A 16,357-nucleotide genomic window follows, 5' to 3' on the forward strand; every position below is an offset into this window, starting at 1 on the left:
TACGGGCTCAGACCGGCCGGTTGCAGAGTAGCCGCCCCAACCCCTAATCCGTCAGGGTCCAGATCAGCTGGTCGTAGAGCGGCAGGTCGAGCCGTTCGCCCGCATAGCCCTGCATCAGCCCGAACGCGCCGCCGACGGACCAGACCGACCATGAAAAGCCGTGCGCCTCGGCCTGGCCGATCATCGCGCGCATGTAATTGAGCCTGTATTGCGCCGGCACGTCGAGATCGGTGCCCCATTCGCGGCCGATCATGCCGAACTCGCCCATGAAGATGCGGTCGCGCGCAATGCCGTGCGTGTCGGCCCATTCCGCCGCCGTCGCAAACATCGGCGCCAGCGCATCGGCGGAATCCTCCATCGCCCGCATCTCCCGCACACTGTCGTCGAGATAGGTGAGCGTCCGGCGCTCGGCGTGTCCACTCAGCGCGGCGCGAATGCGCGCGGCGCTGTCGGCGGCCGCCGCGTCCAGAGCCGCCGCCCCGCCCGCGTCGGGCGGCCAGGGAATGCCGCGCAGATGGGCGACGATGTCGCCGCCCCATGTCGCGCCCTGATGGGTGACATAGAACGGCTCGTAGCCGTGAAAGCTCCACAGCGTGTTGGCATCGTCGATCGGTCCGGGATCGACGGCGGCAAGCCCCTCCGCCGAGCCCCAGCAGGCGCCGGTCAGGACCAGTGTGATGTTACGATTGGTCGCCCGCGCCGCGCCGTGCAGCCGTTCGAGCTTTGCCTGCCAGCGCGCCTGTTCGCCCGTATCATGGCAGTTCAGCGTCGGCTCGTTGATCACTTCGAGCGCCACCATGGACGCCGGCCAGCGCGACAGGTCGCCCGAAATCCGCGCCACCAGATCGACATAGCGGTCGAACGCCTCCGGGTCGGTCTGCAATTGCGTCGTGCCGACATAGTCGTCGCCCGTGCCGCGCGGAATGGTGTGCAGATCGACGATCACCTTCAGGCCCGCGCCCCGGATGGTGGCGATCGCCCGGTCCATGCCGGCCAGCACGTCGCTCAGCCGCCCGGGGTCGTCATCGTGCAGAAAGAAGGCCGGCTCCAGCGGCATGCGAATCGTGTCGTAGCCGGCCGCCTTCAGGTCGGCGAAGTCTTGCGGGCCCAGATGGCGCCGCCATTCGGGGAAGTTGGCGATGACGTCGGCATCGTTCCAGCGCGAGACATCCGGCCATTCGACCCACAGATTGGTGGCGATCGCCCGGCGCACCTCGAATGTCGCCGCCATCGCCGGCGGCGCGCAGACGATTATCAGGACGGTCAGCGCGGCGCGCAGGCTTGCAATCATCGCGGCGATTTTCCATTGAGGACAGCCCGCCTTCTATCACGGAGCCCGCGCCCCCATGAGCGAAAACGCCGACAATGGTAAATCCGGCGGCACGCTCATCGTGCCGCTCGACGGCGCGGTCGAGGACGGCGTCCACCGCTTCACGGCGCGCATCTACTATGCCGACACCGACTTTTCCGGCGCGGTCTACCATGCCCGCTATCTCGAACTGCTCGAACGGGGCCGGTCGGACTATCTGCGCTGCCTTGGCGTCTACCACACCGAGCTTGCCGGCCGCGACACGCCGCTCTTCTGGGTCGTCCGCCGCATGGAGATCGATTTCCGCGCCGCCGCGCGCATCGACGACATCGTCACCGTCGAGACCCGGCTCGCCGAACTGCACAAGGCGCGCATCGTCATGGCGCAGACGATCCTGCGCGACGGCGCGCCGATCCTGACCGCCTCGGTCACCGCCGCGCTGATCAACGACCGCGGGCGCCCGCAGCGCATGCCCCGCGAATGGGCCGCGCTGTTCGGCGGCACCTTGTCCTAACCCATCCTTAAGGATAACCGATTATGAACGCGGGCGGACGGAGGCAGCCTTGCGGCCGCCATCGTTTGACCGAATTTCTGCTTGAAAGGGCGAGCCGGAAATGTCCGGTCCGGTGCCTTCAGGCAAATGATGCTGCCCTGTCGGCCATCCGCCCGCCGGCCCTTCGAATTCAAGGAAACGACCATGGAAACGCTACCGCTGGCCGCACCCGCGCACGACATGTCGATCTACGGCCTGTTCATGCAGGCGGGCTGGATCGTCAAGGCGGTGATGATCGGCCTGCTCGCCGCCTCGATCTGGTCCTGGGCGATCATCATCGACAAGTCGATGGCCTATGCCCGCATGCGCCGCCAGCTGGCCCGCTTCGAGGAAAATTTCTGGTCCGGCCAGTCGCTGGAAGAACTCTACCGCACGCTGGCCGACCGCAAGGTCTCGGGCATGGGCGCGCTGTTCGTCGCCGCCATGCGCGAGTGGAAGAAATCTTTCGAGCGCGGCGCGCGCTCGCCGATCAGCCTGCAAAGCCGCATCGACCGCGCGATGGACGTGGCGCTCGGCCGCGAGATGGAGCGGCTGGAGAACCGCCTGGGGTTTCTCGCCTCGGTCGGCTCGGTCGCCGTCTATGTGGGCCTGTTCGGCACGGTGATCGGCATCATGACCTCGTTCCAGGCCATCGCCGGGTCGGAATCGACCAACCTCGCCGTCGTCGCGCCGGGCATCGCCGAAGCGCTGCTGGCAACCGCCATCGGCCTTGTCGCGGCCATTCCCGCGCTCGTCGCCTACAACAAGCTGATCAACGATGCCGGCAAGATCGGCGCGCGCATGGAAGCGTTCGCCGACGAATTTTCCGCCATCCTGTCGCGTCAGATCGACGAGCGCGCCGCGCAGGGCCAGCGCCAGGCCGCCGAATAGGAGCCCGCCATGACCACCTATGCAGGCGGATGGGTCTCGCGGCGCCGGCGCAACCGCCGTCCGCGCGCCGCACGCCCGATCTCGGAAATCAACGTCACGCCCTTCGTCGACGTGATGCTGGTGCTGCTGATCATCTTCATGGTCGCCGCGCCCTTGCTGACGGTCGGCGTGCCGATCGACCTGCCCGAAAGCCGCGCCCAGCAGCTCAATTCGGACACCCAGCCGATCACGATTTCGATCAACGATGAAGGTCAGGTGTTCATCCAGGAGACCGAGATCGCCATCGACGATGTCGTGCCCCGGCTCGAGGCCATCGCCCAGACCGGCTATGACGAGCGCATCTATATCCGCGCCGACCGGGTGACCGACTATGGCACGGTGATGGCCGTCATGGGCCGCATCAACCAGGCCGGCTACCGCAATCTCGGCCTTGTGACCCTGCAAGAGCAGGACCAGTAGGCCGATGCGCGCAGGCCTTGCCACATCGGCGACGCTGCATGCGCTCCTGCTCGGATGGGGACTGATCTCCCTGTCCGCGCCGGCCTCCTTCGATGTCGACGATGTCGAGGCCCTGCCCGTCGAACTGGTCAGCCTGGCGGAGATCACGCAAGTTCAGGAAGGCGCCCAGGATGCGCCCGTCGAAGGCCCGTCGGCGCCCGAACCGGCAGCCCCGGACGAGCCCGAGCCCGAAGCGGTCAATGTCGGCGACAATGAACGCGACCAGTCGACGCCCGAAACCGAGGAGCAGCAGCCCGTCGAGGTGGAGGAGGCGCGCCTGCCCGAACCGGTCGAGACGCCGATCCCCGCTCCCGCCGACCGCCCCGAACCCGAGCCGGTGGCCGAACCGCAGCCGGAGGAACCCTCGACCCCGGCGACAGAATTGGCGCCCGAGCCCGAGCCGGCACAGGAGGTCGCTCCCGACCCGGTCGAGGAGGTGATCGAGGCGGCCGAGCCCGAACCGGCGCCCGAGCCGGAATTTGTCGAACTGCCGCAGGATCTGCCGACGCCGACCGCGCGCCCCGAGCGCCCGCCCGCGCAGACGGCCCAGACCCCGAACCGGCAGGATGAGGAGGCGCCGCGCGAGCAGGCCGCGACGACGCCCGAGACCAATGACGAATCCGACACCGACGAAGTGGCCAATCTCCTCAACCGCGAGCGTGGGTCGGGCGGCGGCGCCGCCTCGTCCGACCAGACCGCCTCGCTCGGCGGCGACCGCTCGACCGGCGGCACCACGCTGACCCAGAGCGAGATGGACGCGCTGCGCAACCAGATCCAGGCCTGCTGGAACCCGCCCGCCGGCGTCATCGATGCGGGCGAACTGCGCGTCTCGGTGCGGTTCCGGCTCGACCCGTCCGGCCGCGTCGAAGGCCAGCCTTCGATCACCAACAGTTCGGGCAACCGCCAGGCCGACGAGAGCGCGCGCCGCGCGGTGCTCCGCTGCGGGATGAACGGCTACAGCCTGCCGGCCGACAAATATGACGCCTGGCGCGACGTGGTGGTCAATTTCGATCCCAGCGACATGTTCTGAGCGATGACCAAGCCATTTTCCTGTCGCGGCGACGCGCACACCATTGACACATCTCTGCCGCATAGCGCCCCTAACCGGGCGCCAAACCATGGCTGAGCCAAAGGATTGACCATGATGATGACACACCGTTCCGGCCGGCTGGCGGCCCTGTTCGCGGCGATGATGGCACTGTTTGCGGCCACCGCCCTGCCCGCCCGCGCGCTCGTCGAGATCGACATCAACCAGGGCAATATCGAGCCGCTGCCGATCGCCGTCACCGACTTCATCTCCGGCGACGGCATCGGCGCGCAGATCAGCCAGGTCGTCTCCGACAATCTGCGCCGCTCGGGCCTGTTCTTACCGGTCGACAAGGGCGCCTTCATCGAACAGGTCTCCAATCCCGACGCCGCGCCGCGATTCGAGGACTGGCGCGTCATCAACGCCCAGGCGCTGGTCACCGGCCGCGTCACAGAGGAAGGCGGCGGCCGGCTGCGCGCCGAATTCCGCCTCTGGGACACGTTCGCCGGCGAACAGATGACCGGCGAACAGTTCTTCACCAACCGCGACAACTGGCGCCGCGTCGCCCACATCATCTCGGACGCCATCTTCGAGCGGCTGACCGGCGAGAAGGGCTATTTCGACACGCGCATCGTCTATGTCGCCGAGAGCGGGCCCCGCGACAACCGCACCAAGCGCCTCGCCATCATGGATCAGGACGGTTTCAACAACCGCTACCTCACCCAGGGCGGCGACATCGTGCTGACGCCGCGCTTTTCGCCCTCGCGCCAGGAAATCACCTACATGGATTTCGCCGGCGGCGAGCCGAAGGTCTATCTTCTGCAACTCGAAACGGGGCAGCGCGAACTGGTCGGCGATTTTCCCGGCATGACGTTCAGCCCGCGCTTTTCGCCCGACGGGCAGAAGGTCGTCATGAGCCTGCAGCAGCCCGACGGCAACGCCAACATCTATGCGATGGACCTGCGCTCGCGGAACACGACGCGGCTGACCAATTCGCCCTCGATCGACACCTCGCCCTCCTATTCGCCCGATGGCAGCCGCATCGTCTTTGAATCGGACCGCGGCGGCCGCCAGCAGCTTTACGTGATGGGCGCCAATGGCGGCGGGGCCACCCGCATCTCGTTCGGCAACGGCTCCTACTCGACGCCGGTCTGGTCGCCGCGCGGCGATCTGATCGCCTTCACCAAACAGTCCGGCGGACAGTTTTCGATCGGCGTCATGCGGCCCGACGGCTCCGGCGAACGCATTCTGACCACCGGCTTCCACAATGAAGGGCCGACCTGGGCGCCCAATGGCCGTTATCTGATGTTCTTCCGCCAGAATGCCGGCGCCGGCGGACCGCAGCTGTTTTCGATCGATCTGACCGGCCGCAACGAGCAGCCCGTACCCGTCGAGGGCTATGCGTCCGATCCGGCATGGTCGCCCCTTCTGGAGTGATCGCGGCCTGTTGAGGAAGGCGCATCCGCCCCGTTGTTGCCGCATTTGACCGGCACCGCGGGCGGCGGCGCGTTCAGCGCCTCAAACACGGTTCGTTAACCGTCTTCCTCAAACGGCGGTTAACTCCAACAGGGTTACCAAAACACTTCGGCCATCGTTAGGATGCGGCCGATCCCGTCTCGAACCAAGAGGTATTGGCCATGGGCCGAACTCACATGCGTCCCGCGCGCGCCGCCATCATCGTCGCCCTCGCGGCGCTGACGATCACCGGCTGCGCCCAGAACCGCAACAACCTACCGAACAACGCCGCAGATCTCGGTCTTTCGGGCGCCGCGCCCGGCTCGACCCAGGATTTCACCGTCAATGTCGGCGACCGCATCTTCTTCGACACCGATTCCTCGGTGATCCGCGCCGATGCGCAGGCCACGCTTGCCCGCCAGGCGCAGTGGCTGGGCCAGTATCCGAACTACCAGATCACCATTGAAGGCCACGCCGACGAGCGCGGCACGCGCGAATACAACCTCGCGCTCGGCGCCCGCCGCGCCGCCGCCACCAAGGCCTTTCTGGAATCGCGCGGCGTGAGCGGATCGCGCCTGCGCACCATCTCGTTCGGCAAGGAGCGCCCGGTCGCCACCTGCGACGCCGCCTCGTGCTGGAACCAGAATCGGCGCGCCGTCACGGTGCTGACCGGTCAGGGAAGCTGACCGGTCCGGCGCTTCGCCGGACTGATACATGAATGCCACAGGGTGGCTCCGGCATGTGCCGGGGCCGCTTTTTTGTTGACCCGGCGGCGCCCGTCACCAAATTTTCGTCCCACTGGCGGCGCATGACGCCGGCAGGTCGCAAAAATTGCCATTCCGATCGGGGAAAACGAGCTTGACCATACCGAAACACATTCTTTGGGGCCTTCCGGCGCTGTGCCTTCTGGGCCTTGCCGCCTGGACCGCGCCCGCCGCCGCGCAGATCACCGATCCGCGCGTTCTCCAGCTCGAGGAACAGGTGCGCCAGCTCACCGGCCGGCTCGAGGAGCTGAATTTCCAGCTTCTGCAGATGCAGGAGCAGATGCGCCGCCAGCAGGAGGACAACGAGTTCCGCCTGCAGCAGCTCGAGGACCGGCAGCAGGGCGCGCTGGAACCGCAGAGCGGCGACAGCGCCGTCGCATCGACCGATCAGGACAAGGCGCCGCGCATCGCTCAAGACACGCAGCAGGGCGCGGCGCCGCGCGATCTGGGCACGCTGACCATCGATCAGGGCGGGACGGTCTCCGGCGCCGGGATCGACTTCTCCGAAAGCGGCATCGGTGCCGCCATCGGCAGCGAACAGACCAACGCGATCGCTGAGACGGCAGGTGCCGAAACGCTGTACAAGACCGGCTACGACCATGTGCTCAATGGCGACTATGCGCTGGCCGAGCAGGTGTTCGAACGCTTCGTCGAGCTGTATCCGGACGATGCGCTGATCGCAGATGCCCGCTTCTGGCTGGGCGAGAGCGTTCTGGCCCAGGGCCGGCTTGAGGATGCCGCGGAGATCTTCATCGACACGCGCGCGCGCCATCCTCAAGCCGGCAAGGCGGCCGAAACCATGCTGAAGATCGGGACGATCATGGCCGCGCTCGGCGACCGCGACATTGCCTGCGTGACGTTTTCCGACGCCTTGCGCACCCATCCGTCAATGACCGCCAGCCTGCGCCAGCGCATTCAGGCCGAGTACGCCAAGGCGCAGTGCTGACCCGACCCGAAACGGCCGGAACGATCACGTTCGCCGAAGACCGGGCGCCCGCAGCGTTCAGCCGGCTTGCCCTGCCCGCCAATGCCACGATGATCCTCGCGGTCTCGGGCGGCGGCGATTCCGCCGCGCTGCTGCATCTGGCCCGGCGCCATTTCACGGCCCATCGCCCCGATGTCCGCCTTCTCGCGGCCACGGTCGACCATGGCCTGCGCGCGGCAAGTGCCGACGAAGCGCACCATGTCGCCCGGACCTGCGACACGCTCGGCATCGACCATGTGACGCTGCGCTGGGCTGGGGCAAAACCGGGCACCGGCGTCCAGAGCGCGGCGCGGCACGCCCGCTACGCGCTTCTCACCGAGTTGGCCGTCCGGCAGCAAAGCGCCGTCGTGCTGACCGGGCACACCGAAGACGACCAGGCCGAGACGGTGGCCATGCGCGCCGCGCGGGCCGATGACGGCCGGGGACTGGCGGGAATAGACGAAGCCGCGCTCAGCGCCCGCCGCGTCTGGTTCGTGCGGCCCTTGCTTGACCTCGGACGGCAGGAATTGCGGGACTGGCTGACGGCGCGCGGCCACGATTGGATCGACGATCCCTCCAATGACGACCGGCGCTTCGAGCGCGTTCGGGTGCGGGCCGACCTCGCGCGCGATCCGGCACGGCGCAACGTCCTGCTTACCGGTGCCGCGCAACAGATGGAACGCCGGCGCAGGGACGCCATGGATGGAGCCGCCTGCCTCGACGACCGGACGATCTGGCAAAAGACCGGGGACGGCAGTCGCTTCATGCCCGCCAGCGCGGCCAGCCTGCCCGCCGCCGGGCCGACGGCCGCCATGGCCGCCGAACTGGCCTGGACCGGCCGCCTGCCGCGCATCGCCGATGCCGCGCGGGCCGAAAGAACGCTCGCCTTCTGCCGCACCGCACCGAACGGCACGGCGCTGACGCTGGCCGGATGCCGGCTGCAAAAAACCGGCGGCGCGGTGACGATCGCACCCGAACCGCGAAACCGCCGGGCGGCGGGCGATCGCTGCTTCGAGACCCTGCTCCCATCGGCCGACTGGCCGCTCGCCGATGCGCTGGCGCGGCTGCACGAAGCGCCGCCCTTCCCGCCGCCGCCGTTCACCAAAAGCTGAAACCGTGGGGCAGAATGGTCGCATCGGGCCCGGTTTGCCTTGGCAAATCGGGCGCGGAAACCTATCTTCCCTGCAATGTCACGGCACGCGCCGCCGACCGGCGCCCAAGGGAAGCATTTGATGAACCCCAATTACCGCAATTTTGCCCTGTGGGCGATCATCGCCCTCATGCTTGTCGCCCTGTTCAACATGTTCCAGGCACCGAGCGACACCGCCGCCGCGCGCGACGTGTCCTACACGCAGTTCCTGCAGGATGTCGCCAATGGCCGCGTCGAGTCGGTGACCATCCAGGGCGAGCAGATCGTCGGCACCTATGGCGACACGGGCGCCACCTTCCAGACCTTCTCGCCGGGCGATCCCGAACTTGTGGCGCGGCTCGAGGATCGCGGCGTTGAAATCCGTGCCCGCCCCGAGTCCGACGGCTCCAACTCCTTCATGGCCGTGCTCCTGTCCTGGCTGCCCATGATCATCATTCTGGGCGTCTGGATCTTCTTCATGCGCCAGATGCAGGGCGGCGGTTCGCGCGCCATGGGTTTCGGCAAGTCCAAGGCCAAGCTGCTGACCGAGGCGCATGGCCGCGTCACCTTCAACGACGTGGCCGGCGTCGACGAGGCCAAGCAGGATCTCGAAGAGATCGTCGAATTCCTGCGCGATCCGCAGAAGTTCCAGCGCCTCGGCGGCAAGATCCCGCGCGGCGTGCTGCTCGTCGGCCCGCCCGGAACCGGCAAGACGCTGCTGGCGCGTTCGGTCGCCGGCGAAGCCAATGTGCCCTTCTTCACCATTTCCGGTTCGGACTTCGTCGAGATGTTCGTCGGCGTCGGCGCGAGCCGTGTCCGCGACATGTTCGAGCAGGCCAAGAAAAACTCGCCCTGCATCATCTTCATCGACGAGATCGACGCGGTCGGCCGGCATCGCGGCGCAGGCCTTGGCGGCGGCAACGACGAGCGCGAGCAGACGCTGAACCAGCTTCTGGTCGAAATGGACGGGTTCGAAGCCAATGAGTCGATCATCCTGATCGCCGCGACCAACCGGCCCGACGTGCTCGACCCGGCGCTTTTGCGCCCGGGCCGCTTCGACCGTCAGGTCGTGGTGCCGAACCCGGACATTGTCGGCCGCGAAAAGATCCTCAAGGTGCACGTCCGCAACGTGCCGCTGGCGCCGAACGTCGATCTGAAAGTCATCGCGCGCGGCACGCCCGGCTTTTCCGGCGCCGACCTGATGAATCTGGTCAACGAGGCCGCTCTGATGGCGGCGCGCCGCAACAAGCGGCTGGTCACCATGCTCGAATTCGAGGATGCCAAGGACAAGGTGATGATGGGCGCAGAGCGCCGGTCGAGCGCCATGACCGAGGAGGAAAAGACGCTGACCGCCTATCACGAGGCCGGCCATGCGATCCTCGCGCTCAACGTTCCGTCTGCCGATCCGGTCCACAAGGCGACGATCATCCCGCGCGGCCGCGCGCTCGGCATGGTCATGCAGCTGCCCGAAGGCGACCGCTATTCGATGAGCTACAAATACATGATCTCGCGCCTTGCGATCATGATGGGCGGCCGCGCCGCCGAGCAAATCAAGTTCGGCAAGGAGAACATCACCTCGGGCGCTTCCTCGGACATCGAGCAGGCCACCAAGCTCGCCCGCGCCATGGTCACACAGTGGGGCTTTTCGGACGAACTCGGTCAGGTCGCCTATGGCGAGAACCAGCAGGAAGTGTTCCTGGGCCATTCCGTCGCCCAGACGCAGAACATGTCCGAGGCGACAGCCGAGACGATCGACGCCGAAGTGCGCAAGCTGATCGACGAGGCCTACAAGACCGCGATGAACATCCTCACCGACAAGAAACAGGATTGGATCACGCTCGCCGAGGGCCTGCTGGAATATGAGACGCTGTCGGGCGACGAGATCAAGGAACTGCTGGCCGGCAAGAAGCCCTCGCGCGACATGGGCGACGACACGCCGCCCTCGCGCGGTTCGGCGGTGCCCAAGACGGGCGCTGCCAAGCGTCCCTCACGCGGCAAGGGCGACGAGCCCGATCCGGGCATGGAACCGCAAACGCCCTGACGATCGCACAGAACCCCGCCTTCCCGGCGGGGTTTTGATTGGTGCCGGTATCCGTGAGGGCCTTGCCCCAACAAAAAACCCCGGCCGGAGCCGGGGTTTTTGCAAGGCCAGCGGAAGGGCGGGGCTCAGATGCCCAGGCCCTCGTAGCGCTTCTGGAACTTGGAGACGCGGCCGCCGCGGTCGAGCAGTCCCTGCTGGCCGCCGGTCCAGGCCGGATGCGAGGTCGGGTCGATGTCGAGGTTGAGCGTGTCGCCCTCCGAACCCCAGGTCGAACGCGTCATATATTCGGTGCCGTCGGTCATGACGACCTTGATCATGTGGTAGTCGGGATGGATGTCGGCTTTCATCGTCTTGTCCGTCTAAAGTGGTGTGGCGAAATCGACCGTTGATCATCGCCGCCGGTTTTGGAAAGGAAAAGCCGTGAACGTCCGGCCCACGGCTTCAAAAAGCATGGCCGGCGCTATACACCAGCGCGGCACGGCAAACAAGAGCGGCAGGCCGCATTAGGCGCGGCAGGGACCGCCGGAAGATCGGGGTATCAATGAGCGGGCAGACGACAGCTCAAACGGCAGTGCAACAGGGGCCTTCGGCACACCAAGAGACGGCGGCGCGGTCGCTGCGCCCGCTGGCGCGCATCCTGCCCTACATGCTGCGCTACAAGGGCCTTCTGGCCGGCGCGGCCTTCTTCCTGCTTCTGGCCGCCGGCACGACGCTGGCGCTGCCGCTCGCCGTGCGCCGGATGATCGATTACGGCTTTTCCGGCAACGATGCGGCGCTGATCAACCAGTATTTCTCGATGATGATCATCATCGCGGTGCTGCTCGCGATCGCCAGCGCCATGCGCTACTATTTCGTCATCATTCTGGGTGAGCGCGTGGTGACCGACCTGCGCCGCGATGTCTTCGCGCACGTCATGACGCTGTCGCCAGCCTTCTACGACACCGCCCGCTCGGGCGAGATCGTCTCGCGGCTGACGGCAGACGCCACCCAGATCAAGTCCGCCGTCGGCGCCACCGCCTCGCTCGCCCTGCGCAACACGATCCTCGGGTTCGGCGCGCTGATCATGATGATCGTCACCAGCCCGCAACTGTCGGGCCTTGTCGTCGGCGCCATTCCGCTGATCGTCCTGCCGATCATCGTCTTCGGCCGCCGCGTGCGAAAGCGCTCGCGCGCCGCACAGGACACGCTGGCCGATGCCTCCGCCTATGCCAGCGAGGCGATCGGCGCCGTGCGCGCCTTCCAGAGCTTTACGAACGAACTGTTTGCCGGGCGCTTTTACGGCGGCGCAGTCGACCGGGCGTTCGGCGCCGCGCGTTTGGCCGTGCGCGCCCGTGCCGGGCTTACCGCCTTTGCCATCTTCCTGATCTTCTCGTCGGTCGTCGCCGTCCTGTGGATCGGCGCGCAGGGCGTTCTCGCCGGGACCATGTCGCCGGGCACGCTCGGCCAGTTCCTCCTTTACGCGGTGTTCGCCGCAGGCGCCTTGGGCGCCCTGTCCGAGGTCTGGGGCGAAATACAGCAGGCCGCCGGCGCCGCCGAGCGGCTGACCGAACTGCTCGGTGAGGACCCGCTGATCGCCTCGCCGGCAAACCCCGAGCCCCTGCCCGAGCCGCCGCTCGGCACGGTCGGCTTCGACGAAGTCACCTTCGCCTATCCGACGCGGCCGGACGACAGCGCGGCGCACGCATTGGGCTTTGCGATCGCGCCGGGCGAAACCGTCGCCATCGTCGGCCCGTCCGGCGCGGGCAAATCGACGATCTTCGCGCTGTTGATGCGCCAGTACGATCCGCAGGCCGGCATTGTGCGCGTCGACGGCGTCGATCTGCGCCGCGCCGATTTGGCCGAGGCGCGCCGCCGCATGGCCATCGTGCCGCAGGACGTGACCATCCTGTCGGGCTCGGTGGCCGACAATATCGGCTTCGGCAAGCCCGGCGCCACGCGCGCGGAGATTACCGAGGCGGCGAAGGCCGCACAGGCGGACGGCTTCATCTCCGAACTGCCCAACGGTTACGACACCGAAGTGGGCGAGCGCGGCGTGACGCTGTCGGGCGGCCAGCGCCAGCGCGTCGCCATCGCCCGGGCGATCCTGCGCGACGCGCCGATCCTGCTGCTCGACGAAGCCACCTCGGCGCTCGACGCCGAAAGCGAAACGCTGGTCCAGAAGGCGCTCGAAACGCTGATGGAAGGCCGCACGACGCTGGTGATCGCCCACCGCCTCGCCACCATCCGCAAGGCCGACCGCATCCTCGTCATGGACCGTGGGCGCATCGTCGAGGAAGGCAATCACGCCAGCCTGTCGTCGAAGAAGGACGGCGTTTATGCCCGCCTTGCCGAACTGCAGTTCGGCGCCGAAAGGGCGGCGTGATCGCGGCCCTGACCGAAACCCGACGCTGCACACGCGCCATTCAGGCCGACGCCATGATCATCGAAATCCGCCACTACACGCTGCATCCCGGTCGCCGCGAGGCGTTCATCGACTTTTTCGAGCGCAAGAACCGGGCCGCGCTGCGCGACGCCGGCATGCTGGTCTTCGGGCCACTGCGGGATCTGGAAAACCCTGACAAGGTGCATTGGATGCGGGCATTTTCGTCGCTGGAAGAGCGCGACAGGATCAAGGACGGCTTTTATGGCGGGCCGGTCTGGAACCGGCGGATCGAGCCCGTGGCGATGCCGATGATCGAACATTACGAGGCGGAACTGACCGAGACGACGGCACGGTTCGAGGATTTTGGCGGCAGGACATCGCTTTGACCGGGGCGTTACCTGTGCCATGCCATTGCGTGACATGCTGAAGCTCGACCACATCACCGTGATCGCCCCCACGCTCGCCGACGGGGTGGCCCATGTGCGCGATTGCCTCGGCATCGAGGTGCCGTTCGGAACGCGTCATGACTATATGGGGACCCACAATCACCGGCTTCAACTCGGCGGTTCGGTCTATCTGGAGATCGTCGCACGCGACCCGATGGGAAGCGATCCCGGCCGGCCTCGCTGGTTCGGACTCGACGATCAGGACAAGGTAAGGACAGATTGGTCGGAAGGTCGGCGCTTGCGCGGCTGGGTGGCGAACGCTGAAAACCTCGCTTCGGTCCTTTCCAGTCATCCGACGGTCTTCGGCGAAGAAGTGTCCCTGCCGACCGAGGAGCCGGCCTTCGGTTTTACGATCCCGCCCGATGGCGCGCTGCCGCTTGACGGCGCGGCCCCGTCGATCATCGACCATCGCGGCGATCCGACATCGATGGCGGTCATTCCCGATCTTGGCGCGCGTCTCCACTCATGGTCGCTTGAGCACCCGGAACCGGTCGCCCTCGCCGCATTTCTGAATGCTCTCTGCATCGACCGTCCACCGAAGATCATCAAGGCCCCCCAGATCCGCTACCGGGCGCGGATCGAAACACCAACGGGGATGAAGGAGCTGACCTGAGGCGGGTTGCTTCGCGCTCTCGAAATCGCCGGCAATGGCCAAGTCGGCGCTCGATGTACCGCGCACCGCCGAACAGGTCTTGCGGGAGGGCGGCCATGCGGAAGGATCGCGAAAGGCCCGGATGGTGATTGGCAAGGTCGAGGCAATCGTCGCGCGCCTGTCCGACACATGATGCGCGGTGCCGCCCCCTACCTCTCCGTCAGCTTCAGTTCGATCCGGCGGTTGCGGTCGCGGGCTTCGGCGGAGGCGTTCGGCTCCAGCGGCTGGAACTCGCCGAAGCCGGCGGCGACAAGCCGGTTGGGCGGCACGCCCTCCTCGATCAGCAGTTTGACCACCGAGGTGGCGCGCGCCGTCGACAGTTCCCAGTTGTCGCGCAGCCGCCCGGTACCGGACAAGGGGATGTCGTCCGTGTGCCCGTCGACCCGCAGCACCCAGGCGATCTCGTCGGGGATTTCCTCTTCAAGGTCGAGCAGCGCGCCGGCGAGCTTGGCCAGCTCCTCCCGGCCCGCCGCGTTGATCTCCGTCTGGCCCGACGAGAACAGCACTTCGGACTGGAAGACGAACCGGTCGCCGACGATGCGAATGTTCTCGCGGTCCGACAAAATGTCGCGCAGCCGGCCGAAAAAGTCCGAGCGGTAGCGGTTGAGCTCCTGCACGCGCTGCGCCAGCGCCACATTCAGCCGCCGCCCGAGATCGGCGATCTTCGCGCTCGCCTCGGCATCGCGCTCCTCGGAGATATCGAGCGCGGCTTCCAGCGCGCCGATCTGGCTGCGCAGCGCGGCGATCTGCTGGTTGAGCAGTTCGACCTGGCTGAGTGCCCGCTGGCTGACGACGCGTTCCTCTTCCAACTCGCCGCTCAGCGCACCGATGCGCGACCGCGCCTCCTCGTCCTGGCCGGCACCGGCATCGAGCAATTGCTGCAGCCGCGACCGGTCGTCCTCGGCCGCGGCAAGCGAGGCGCGCAGGCCCTGAAGCTGGTCCTCGGCGTCCTGCCGGTCCGACTGTTCGAGCGCCAGAAGCTGGGTGAGTTCGTTGATCTGCGCATTGAGCCGGTTGAGCACCTGGTCGCGCCCGGTGATCTCGCGGCTCAGGAGGAACTGCGCCAAGACGAACACCGACAGAAGGAACATGATCGCCAGCAGCAGCGTCGACAGCGCATCGACGAAACCCGGCCAGTAGTCGACGCCGGCCGCCCGGCGCCGCGATCGTGCCAGCGCCACGGCCTATGCGCCTTTCTCGAGCTTGGCGAGCACCTTGGCCAGCCGGTCGAGCGTCTCGCGCGTCACCTTCTGGTCGCGCGCCTGCGCGTCCACCCAGTCGCGCATCATCTGCTGCTCGCCGCGCATCGACTTGACGAGGCCGTTGACGCCCTCGGCAAGGCTTGCCAGGGCCTCGGCCTGGCGCGGGCTGCTGGCCGGCGCATCGCGCATCGTCGCGATCTGCCGGGTCAGGGCGGCAAGCTGTTCGGCATCGCCCGACGGCAGCGCAACGCCGCCTTCTTCCACCCAGGTGACCGACGACAGCCAGTTTTCCAGTTCGGTGTAGAACCGGTTCTGCGCGCGGCCCGCCTGCAGGTCCAGAAAGCCCAGCACGAGCGACCCCGAAAGGCCGAACAGGGACGAGGAAAACGCCGTGCCCATGCCTTCCAGCGGCGCGCTGAGCCCGGCCTTCAGCGAATCGAGGATGTCGTTGGTGTCGCCCGTGCCCGGATCGAGCGCCTGGATCGTCGCGCCGATCGAGCCGATCGTCGCCAGAAGGCCCCAGAACGTGCCGAGCAGGCCCAGAAACACCAGAAGGCCGATCAGGTAGCGCGAAATGTCGCGCGATTCATCGAGCCGCGTGCCGATCGAATCGAGGATCGAGCGCATGGAAAGCGTGGTCAGCGCCACCGACTGGCGGCCGCTGAGCATCGCCTTCATCGGCGCCAGCAGCAGCGGCTCGCGCCGCGATGCCTTGGCCGTGTCGCCGGCCTTGAACGAGTTGACCCAGGCCACCTCGCGGAAGAGCCGGGTGACCTGCATGAAGACCAGCACGATGCCGACGGCAAGAACGCCCAGGATCAGCCCGTTCAGGCCCGGATTGGTCATGAAGGCGCCGGAGACCTGGCGGTAAAGGATCGCCGCCAGAAAGCCGACGATCACCAGAAAGATGATCATCGAAAGAAGGAACACTTGCGGATTGGACAGCCGGTACGGATCGAACCTGCGCCGCGCCGTGGTCGCCGCCTCATCTGCCGCGGGGGCATTCATTGGACGTGTCTCCCGTCGCTCTCCGGCCGCAACCGGCCTCACCCGGCGCGATCTTAATGGCAACTATGGCGAAAATG

17 protein-coding genes are annotated in these 16,357 nt (G+C 67.0%); 13 read left to right on the plus strand and 4 right to left on the minus strand.

Annotation, left to right across the window (positions count from 1 at the left end):
• Nucleotides 1-43: 43 nt before the first annotated feature.
• On the minus strand, nucleotides 44-1,291 hold the full coding sequence (locus tag ACOQOU_RS06420; protein WP_306025047.1) for a glycoside hydrolase family 5 protein: 1,248 nt from the start codon (nucleotides 1,289-1,291) through the stop codon (nucleotides 44-46).
• 55 nt (nucleotides 1,292-1,346) lie between these two features.
• On the opposite strand from ACOQOU_RS06420, the gene ACOQOU_RS06425 reads away from it, so the two are divergent.
• The 9 genes from ACOQOU_RS06425 (at nucleotide 1,347) to ftsH (ending at nucleotide 10,610) form a co-directional block, all read left to right on the plus strand.
• Nucleotides 1,347-1,823 (plus strand): YbgC/FadM family acyl-CoA thioesterase, encoded by a 477-nt coding sequence (locus ACOQOU_RS06425; RefSeq protein ID WP_306025046.1) that lies wholly within the window; start codon nucleotides 1,347-1,349, stop codon nucleotides 1,821-1,823.
• Nucleotides 1,824-2,006: 183 nt separating this feature from the next.
• A complete protein-coding gene (gene tolQ / locus ACOQOU_RS06430; RefSeq protein WP_109768844.1) occupies nucleotides 2,007-2,732 on the plus strand; it encodes a protein TolQ in 726 nt (241 codons plus the stop codon).
• A 9-nt stretch (nucleotides 2,733-2,741) separates the two neighbouring features.
• A complete protein-coding gene (gene tolR / locus ACOQOU_RS06435) occupies nucleotides 2,742-3,191 on the plus strand; it encodes a protein TolR (RefSeq protein ID WP_109768817.1) in 450 nt (149 codons plus the stop codon).
• Nucleotides 3,192-3,195: 4 nt separating this feature from the next.
• On the plus strand, nucleotides 3,196-4,260 hold the full coding sequence (locus ACOQOU_RS06440; RefSeq protein WP_306025045.1) for a cell envelope integrity protein TolA: 1,065 nt from the start codon (nucleotides 3,196-3,198) through the stop codon (nucleotides 4,258-4,260).
• 111 nt (nucleotides 4,261-4,371) lie between these two features.
• Nucleotides 4,372-5,694: a Tol-Pal system beta propeller repeat protein TolB gene (gene tolB, locus ACOQOU_RS06445; protein ID WP_375565957.1), complete on the plus strand. Its 1,323-nt coding sequence runs from the start codon at nucleotides 4,372-4,374 to the stop codon at nucleotides 5,692-5,694.
• Between the two features lie 215 nt (nucleotides 5,695-5,909).
• On the plus strand, nucleotides 5,910-6,398 hold the full coding sequence (gene pal, locus ACOQOU_RS06450; protein ID WP_375567791.1) for a peptidoglycan-associated lipoprotein Pal: 489 nt from the start codon (nucleotides 5,910-5,912) through the stop codon (nucleotides 6,396-6,398).
• Between the two features lie 172 nt (nucleotides 6,399-6,570).
• Nucleotides 6,571-7,422, plus strand: coding sequence for a tol-pal system protein YbgF (gene ybgF, locus ACOQOU_RS06455; protein ID WP_306025044.1), 852 nt, complete (start codon nucleotides 6,571-6,573; stop codon nucleotides 7,420-7,422).
• Nucleotides 7,416-8,552 (plus strand): tRNA lysidine(34) synthetase TilS, encoded by a 1,137-nt coding sequence (gene tilS / locus ACOQOU_RS06460; protein ID WP_306025043.1) that lies wholly within the window; start codon nucleotides 7,416-7,418, stop codon nucleotides 8,550-8,552. Before ybgF ends, tilS begins: the two co-directional genes overlap by 7 nt.
• A 120-nt stretch (nucleotides 8,553-8,672) precedes the next feature.
• A complete protein-coding gene (ftsH, locus tag ACOQOU_RS06465) occupies nucleotides 8,673-10,610 on the plus strand; it encodes an ATP-dependent zinc metalloprotease FtsH (protein ID WP_109768846.1) in 1,938 nt (645 codons plus the stop codon).
• A gap of 125 nt (nucleotides 10,611-10,735) precedes the next feature.
• On the opposite strand, the gene rpmE is transcribed toward ftsH, so the two are convergent.
• Entirely contained in the window at nucleotides 10,736-10,957 is a 222-nt protein-coding gene (gene rpmE / locus ACOQOU_RS06470) for a 50S ribosomal protein L31 (protein WP_109768822.1), read from the minus strand.
• Between the two features lie 194 nt (nucleotides 10,958-11,151).
• Between rpmE and ACOQOU_RS06475 the strand changes: the two genes are divergently transcribed.
• The 4 genes from ACOQOU_RS06475 to ACOQOU_RS06490 are packed head-to-tail and all read left to right on the plus strand — an operon-like array spanning nucleotide 11,152 to nucleotide 14,203.
• Entirely contained in the window at nucleotides 11,152-12,972 is a 1,821-nt protein-coding gene (locus ACOQOU_RS06475; RefSeq protein WP_306025042.1) for an ABC transporter transmembrane domain-containing protein, read from the plus strand.
• A complete protein-coding gene (locus ACOQOU_RS06480) occupies nucleotides 12,969-13,358 on the plus strand; it encodes a putative quinol monooxygenase (protein ID WP_306025041.1) in 390 nt (129 codons plus the stop codon). The genes ACOQOU_RS06475 and ACOQOU_RS06480 overlap by 4 nt, the downstream gene beginning before the upstream one ends.
• A 19-nt stretch (nucleotides 13,359-13,377) precedes the next feature.
• A complete protein-coding gene (locus ACOQOU_RS06485) occupies nucleotides 13,378-14,031 on the plus strand; it encodes a VOC family protein (protein ID WP_346433267.1) in 654 nt (217 codons plus the stop codon).
• Nucleotides 14,032-14,065: 34 nt separating this feature from the next.
• The gene (locus ACOQOU_RS06490) at nucleotides 14,066-14,203 is read left to right on the plus strand and encodes a hypothetical protein (RefSeq protein WP_158585292.1); all 138 of its coding nucleotides are present in this window, start codon (nucleotides 14,066-14,068) and stop codon (nucleotides 14,201-14,203) included.
• A gap of 16 nt (nucleotides 14,204-14,219) precedes the next feature.
• Here ACOQOU_RS06490 and ACOQOU_RS06495 read toward each other — a convergent pair whose 3' ends face one another.
• Nucleotides 14,220-15,251, minus strand: coding sequence for a peptidoglycan -binding protein (locus ACOQOU_RS06495; RefSeq protein WP_306025040.1), 1,032 nt, complete (start codon nucleotides 15,249-15,251; stop codon nucleotides 14,220-14,222).
• A 3-nt stretch (nucleotides 15,252-15,254) separates the two neighbouring features.
• The gene (locus ACOQOU_RS06500; RefSeq protein ID WP_109768825.1) at nucleotides 15,255-16,280 is read right to left on the minus strand and encodes a MotA/TolQ/ExbB proton channel family protein; all 1,026 of its coding nucleotides are present in this window, start codon (nucleotides 16,278-16,280) and stop codon (nucleotides 15,255-15,257) included.
• Nucleotides 16,281-16,357 lie beyond the last annotated feature (77 nt).

This window comes from Oceaniradius stylonematis (genome assembly GCF_965223445.1).
In the GTDB taxonomy this organism is placed as follows: Bacteria; Pseudomonadota; Alphaproteobacteria; order Rhizobiales; family Rhizobiaceae; genus Roseitalea; species Roseitalea stylonematis.

Coding starts and splice junctions, on each gene's coding strand:
- tolB (WP_375565957.1), top strand. CDS start 4,372: ATGATGATGACACACCGTTCCGGCCGGCTGGCGGCCCTGTTCGCGGCG.
- rpmE (WP_109768822.1), bottom strand. CDS start 10,957: ATGAAAGCCGACATCCATCCCGACTACCACATGATCAAGGTCGTCATG.
- ftsH (WP_109768846.1), top strand. CDS start 8,673: ATGAACCCCAATTACCGCAATTTTGCCCTGTGGGCGATCATCGCCCTC.
- ACOQOU_RS06500 (WP_109768825.1), bottom strand. CDS start 16,280: ATGAATGCCCCCGCGGCAGATGAGGCGGCGACCACGGCGCGGCGCAGG.
- ACOQOU_RS06420 (WP_306025047.1), bottom strand. CDS start 1,291: ATGATTGCAAGCCTGCGCGCCGCGCTGACCGTCCTGATAATCGTCTGC.
- ACOQOU_RS06425 (WP_306025046.1), top strand. CDS start 1,347: ATGAGCGAAAACGCCGACAATGGTAAATCCGGCGGCACGCTCATCGTG.
- ACOQOU_RS06475 (WP_306025042.1), top strand. CDS start 11,152: ATGAGCGGGCAGACGACAGCTCAAACGGCAGTGCAACAGGGGCCTTCG.
- tolR (WP_109768817.1), top strand. CDS start 2,742: ATGACCACCTATGCAGGCGGATGGGTCTCGCGGCGCCGGCGCAACCGC.
- tolQ (WP_109768844.1), top strand. CDS start 2,007: ATGGAAACGCTACCGCTGGCCGCACCCGCGCACGACATGTCGATCTAC.
- ACOQOU_RS06490 (WP_158585292.1), top strand. CDS start 14,066: ATGGCCAAGTCGGCGCTCGATGTACCGCGCACCGCCGAACAGGTCTTG.
- pal (WP_375567791.1), top strand. CDS start 5,910: ATGCGTCCCGCGCGCGCCGCCATCATCGTCGCCCTCGCGGCGCTGACG.
- ACOQOU_RS06485 (WP_346433267.1), top strand. CDS start 13,378: ATGCCATTGCGTGACATGCTGAAGCTCGACCACATCACCGTGATCGCC.
- ACOQOU_RS06440 (WP_306025045.1), top strand. CDS start 3,196: ATGCGCGCAGGCCTTGCCACATCGGCGACGCTGCATGCGCTCCTGCTC.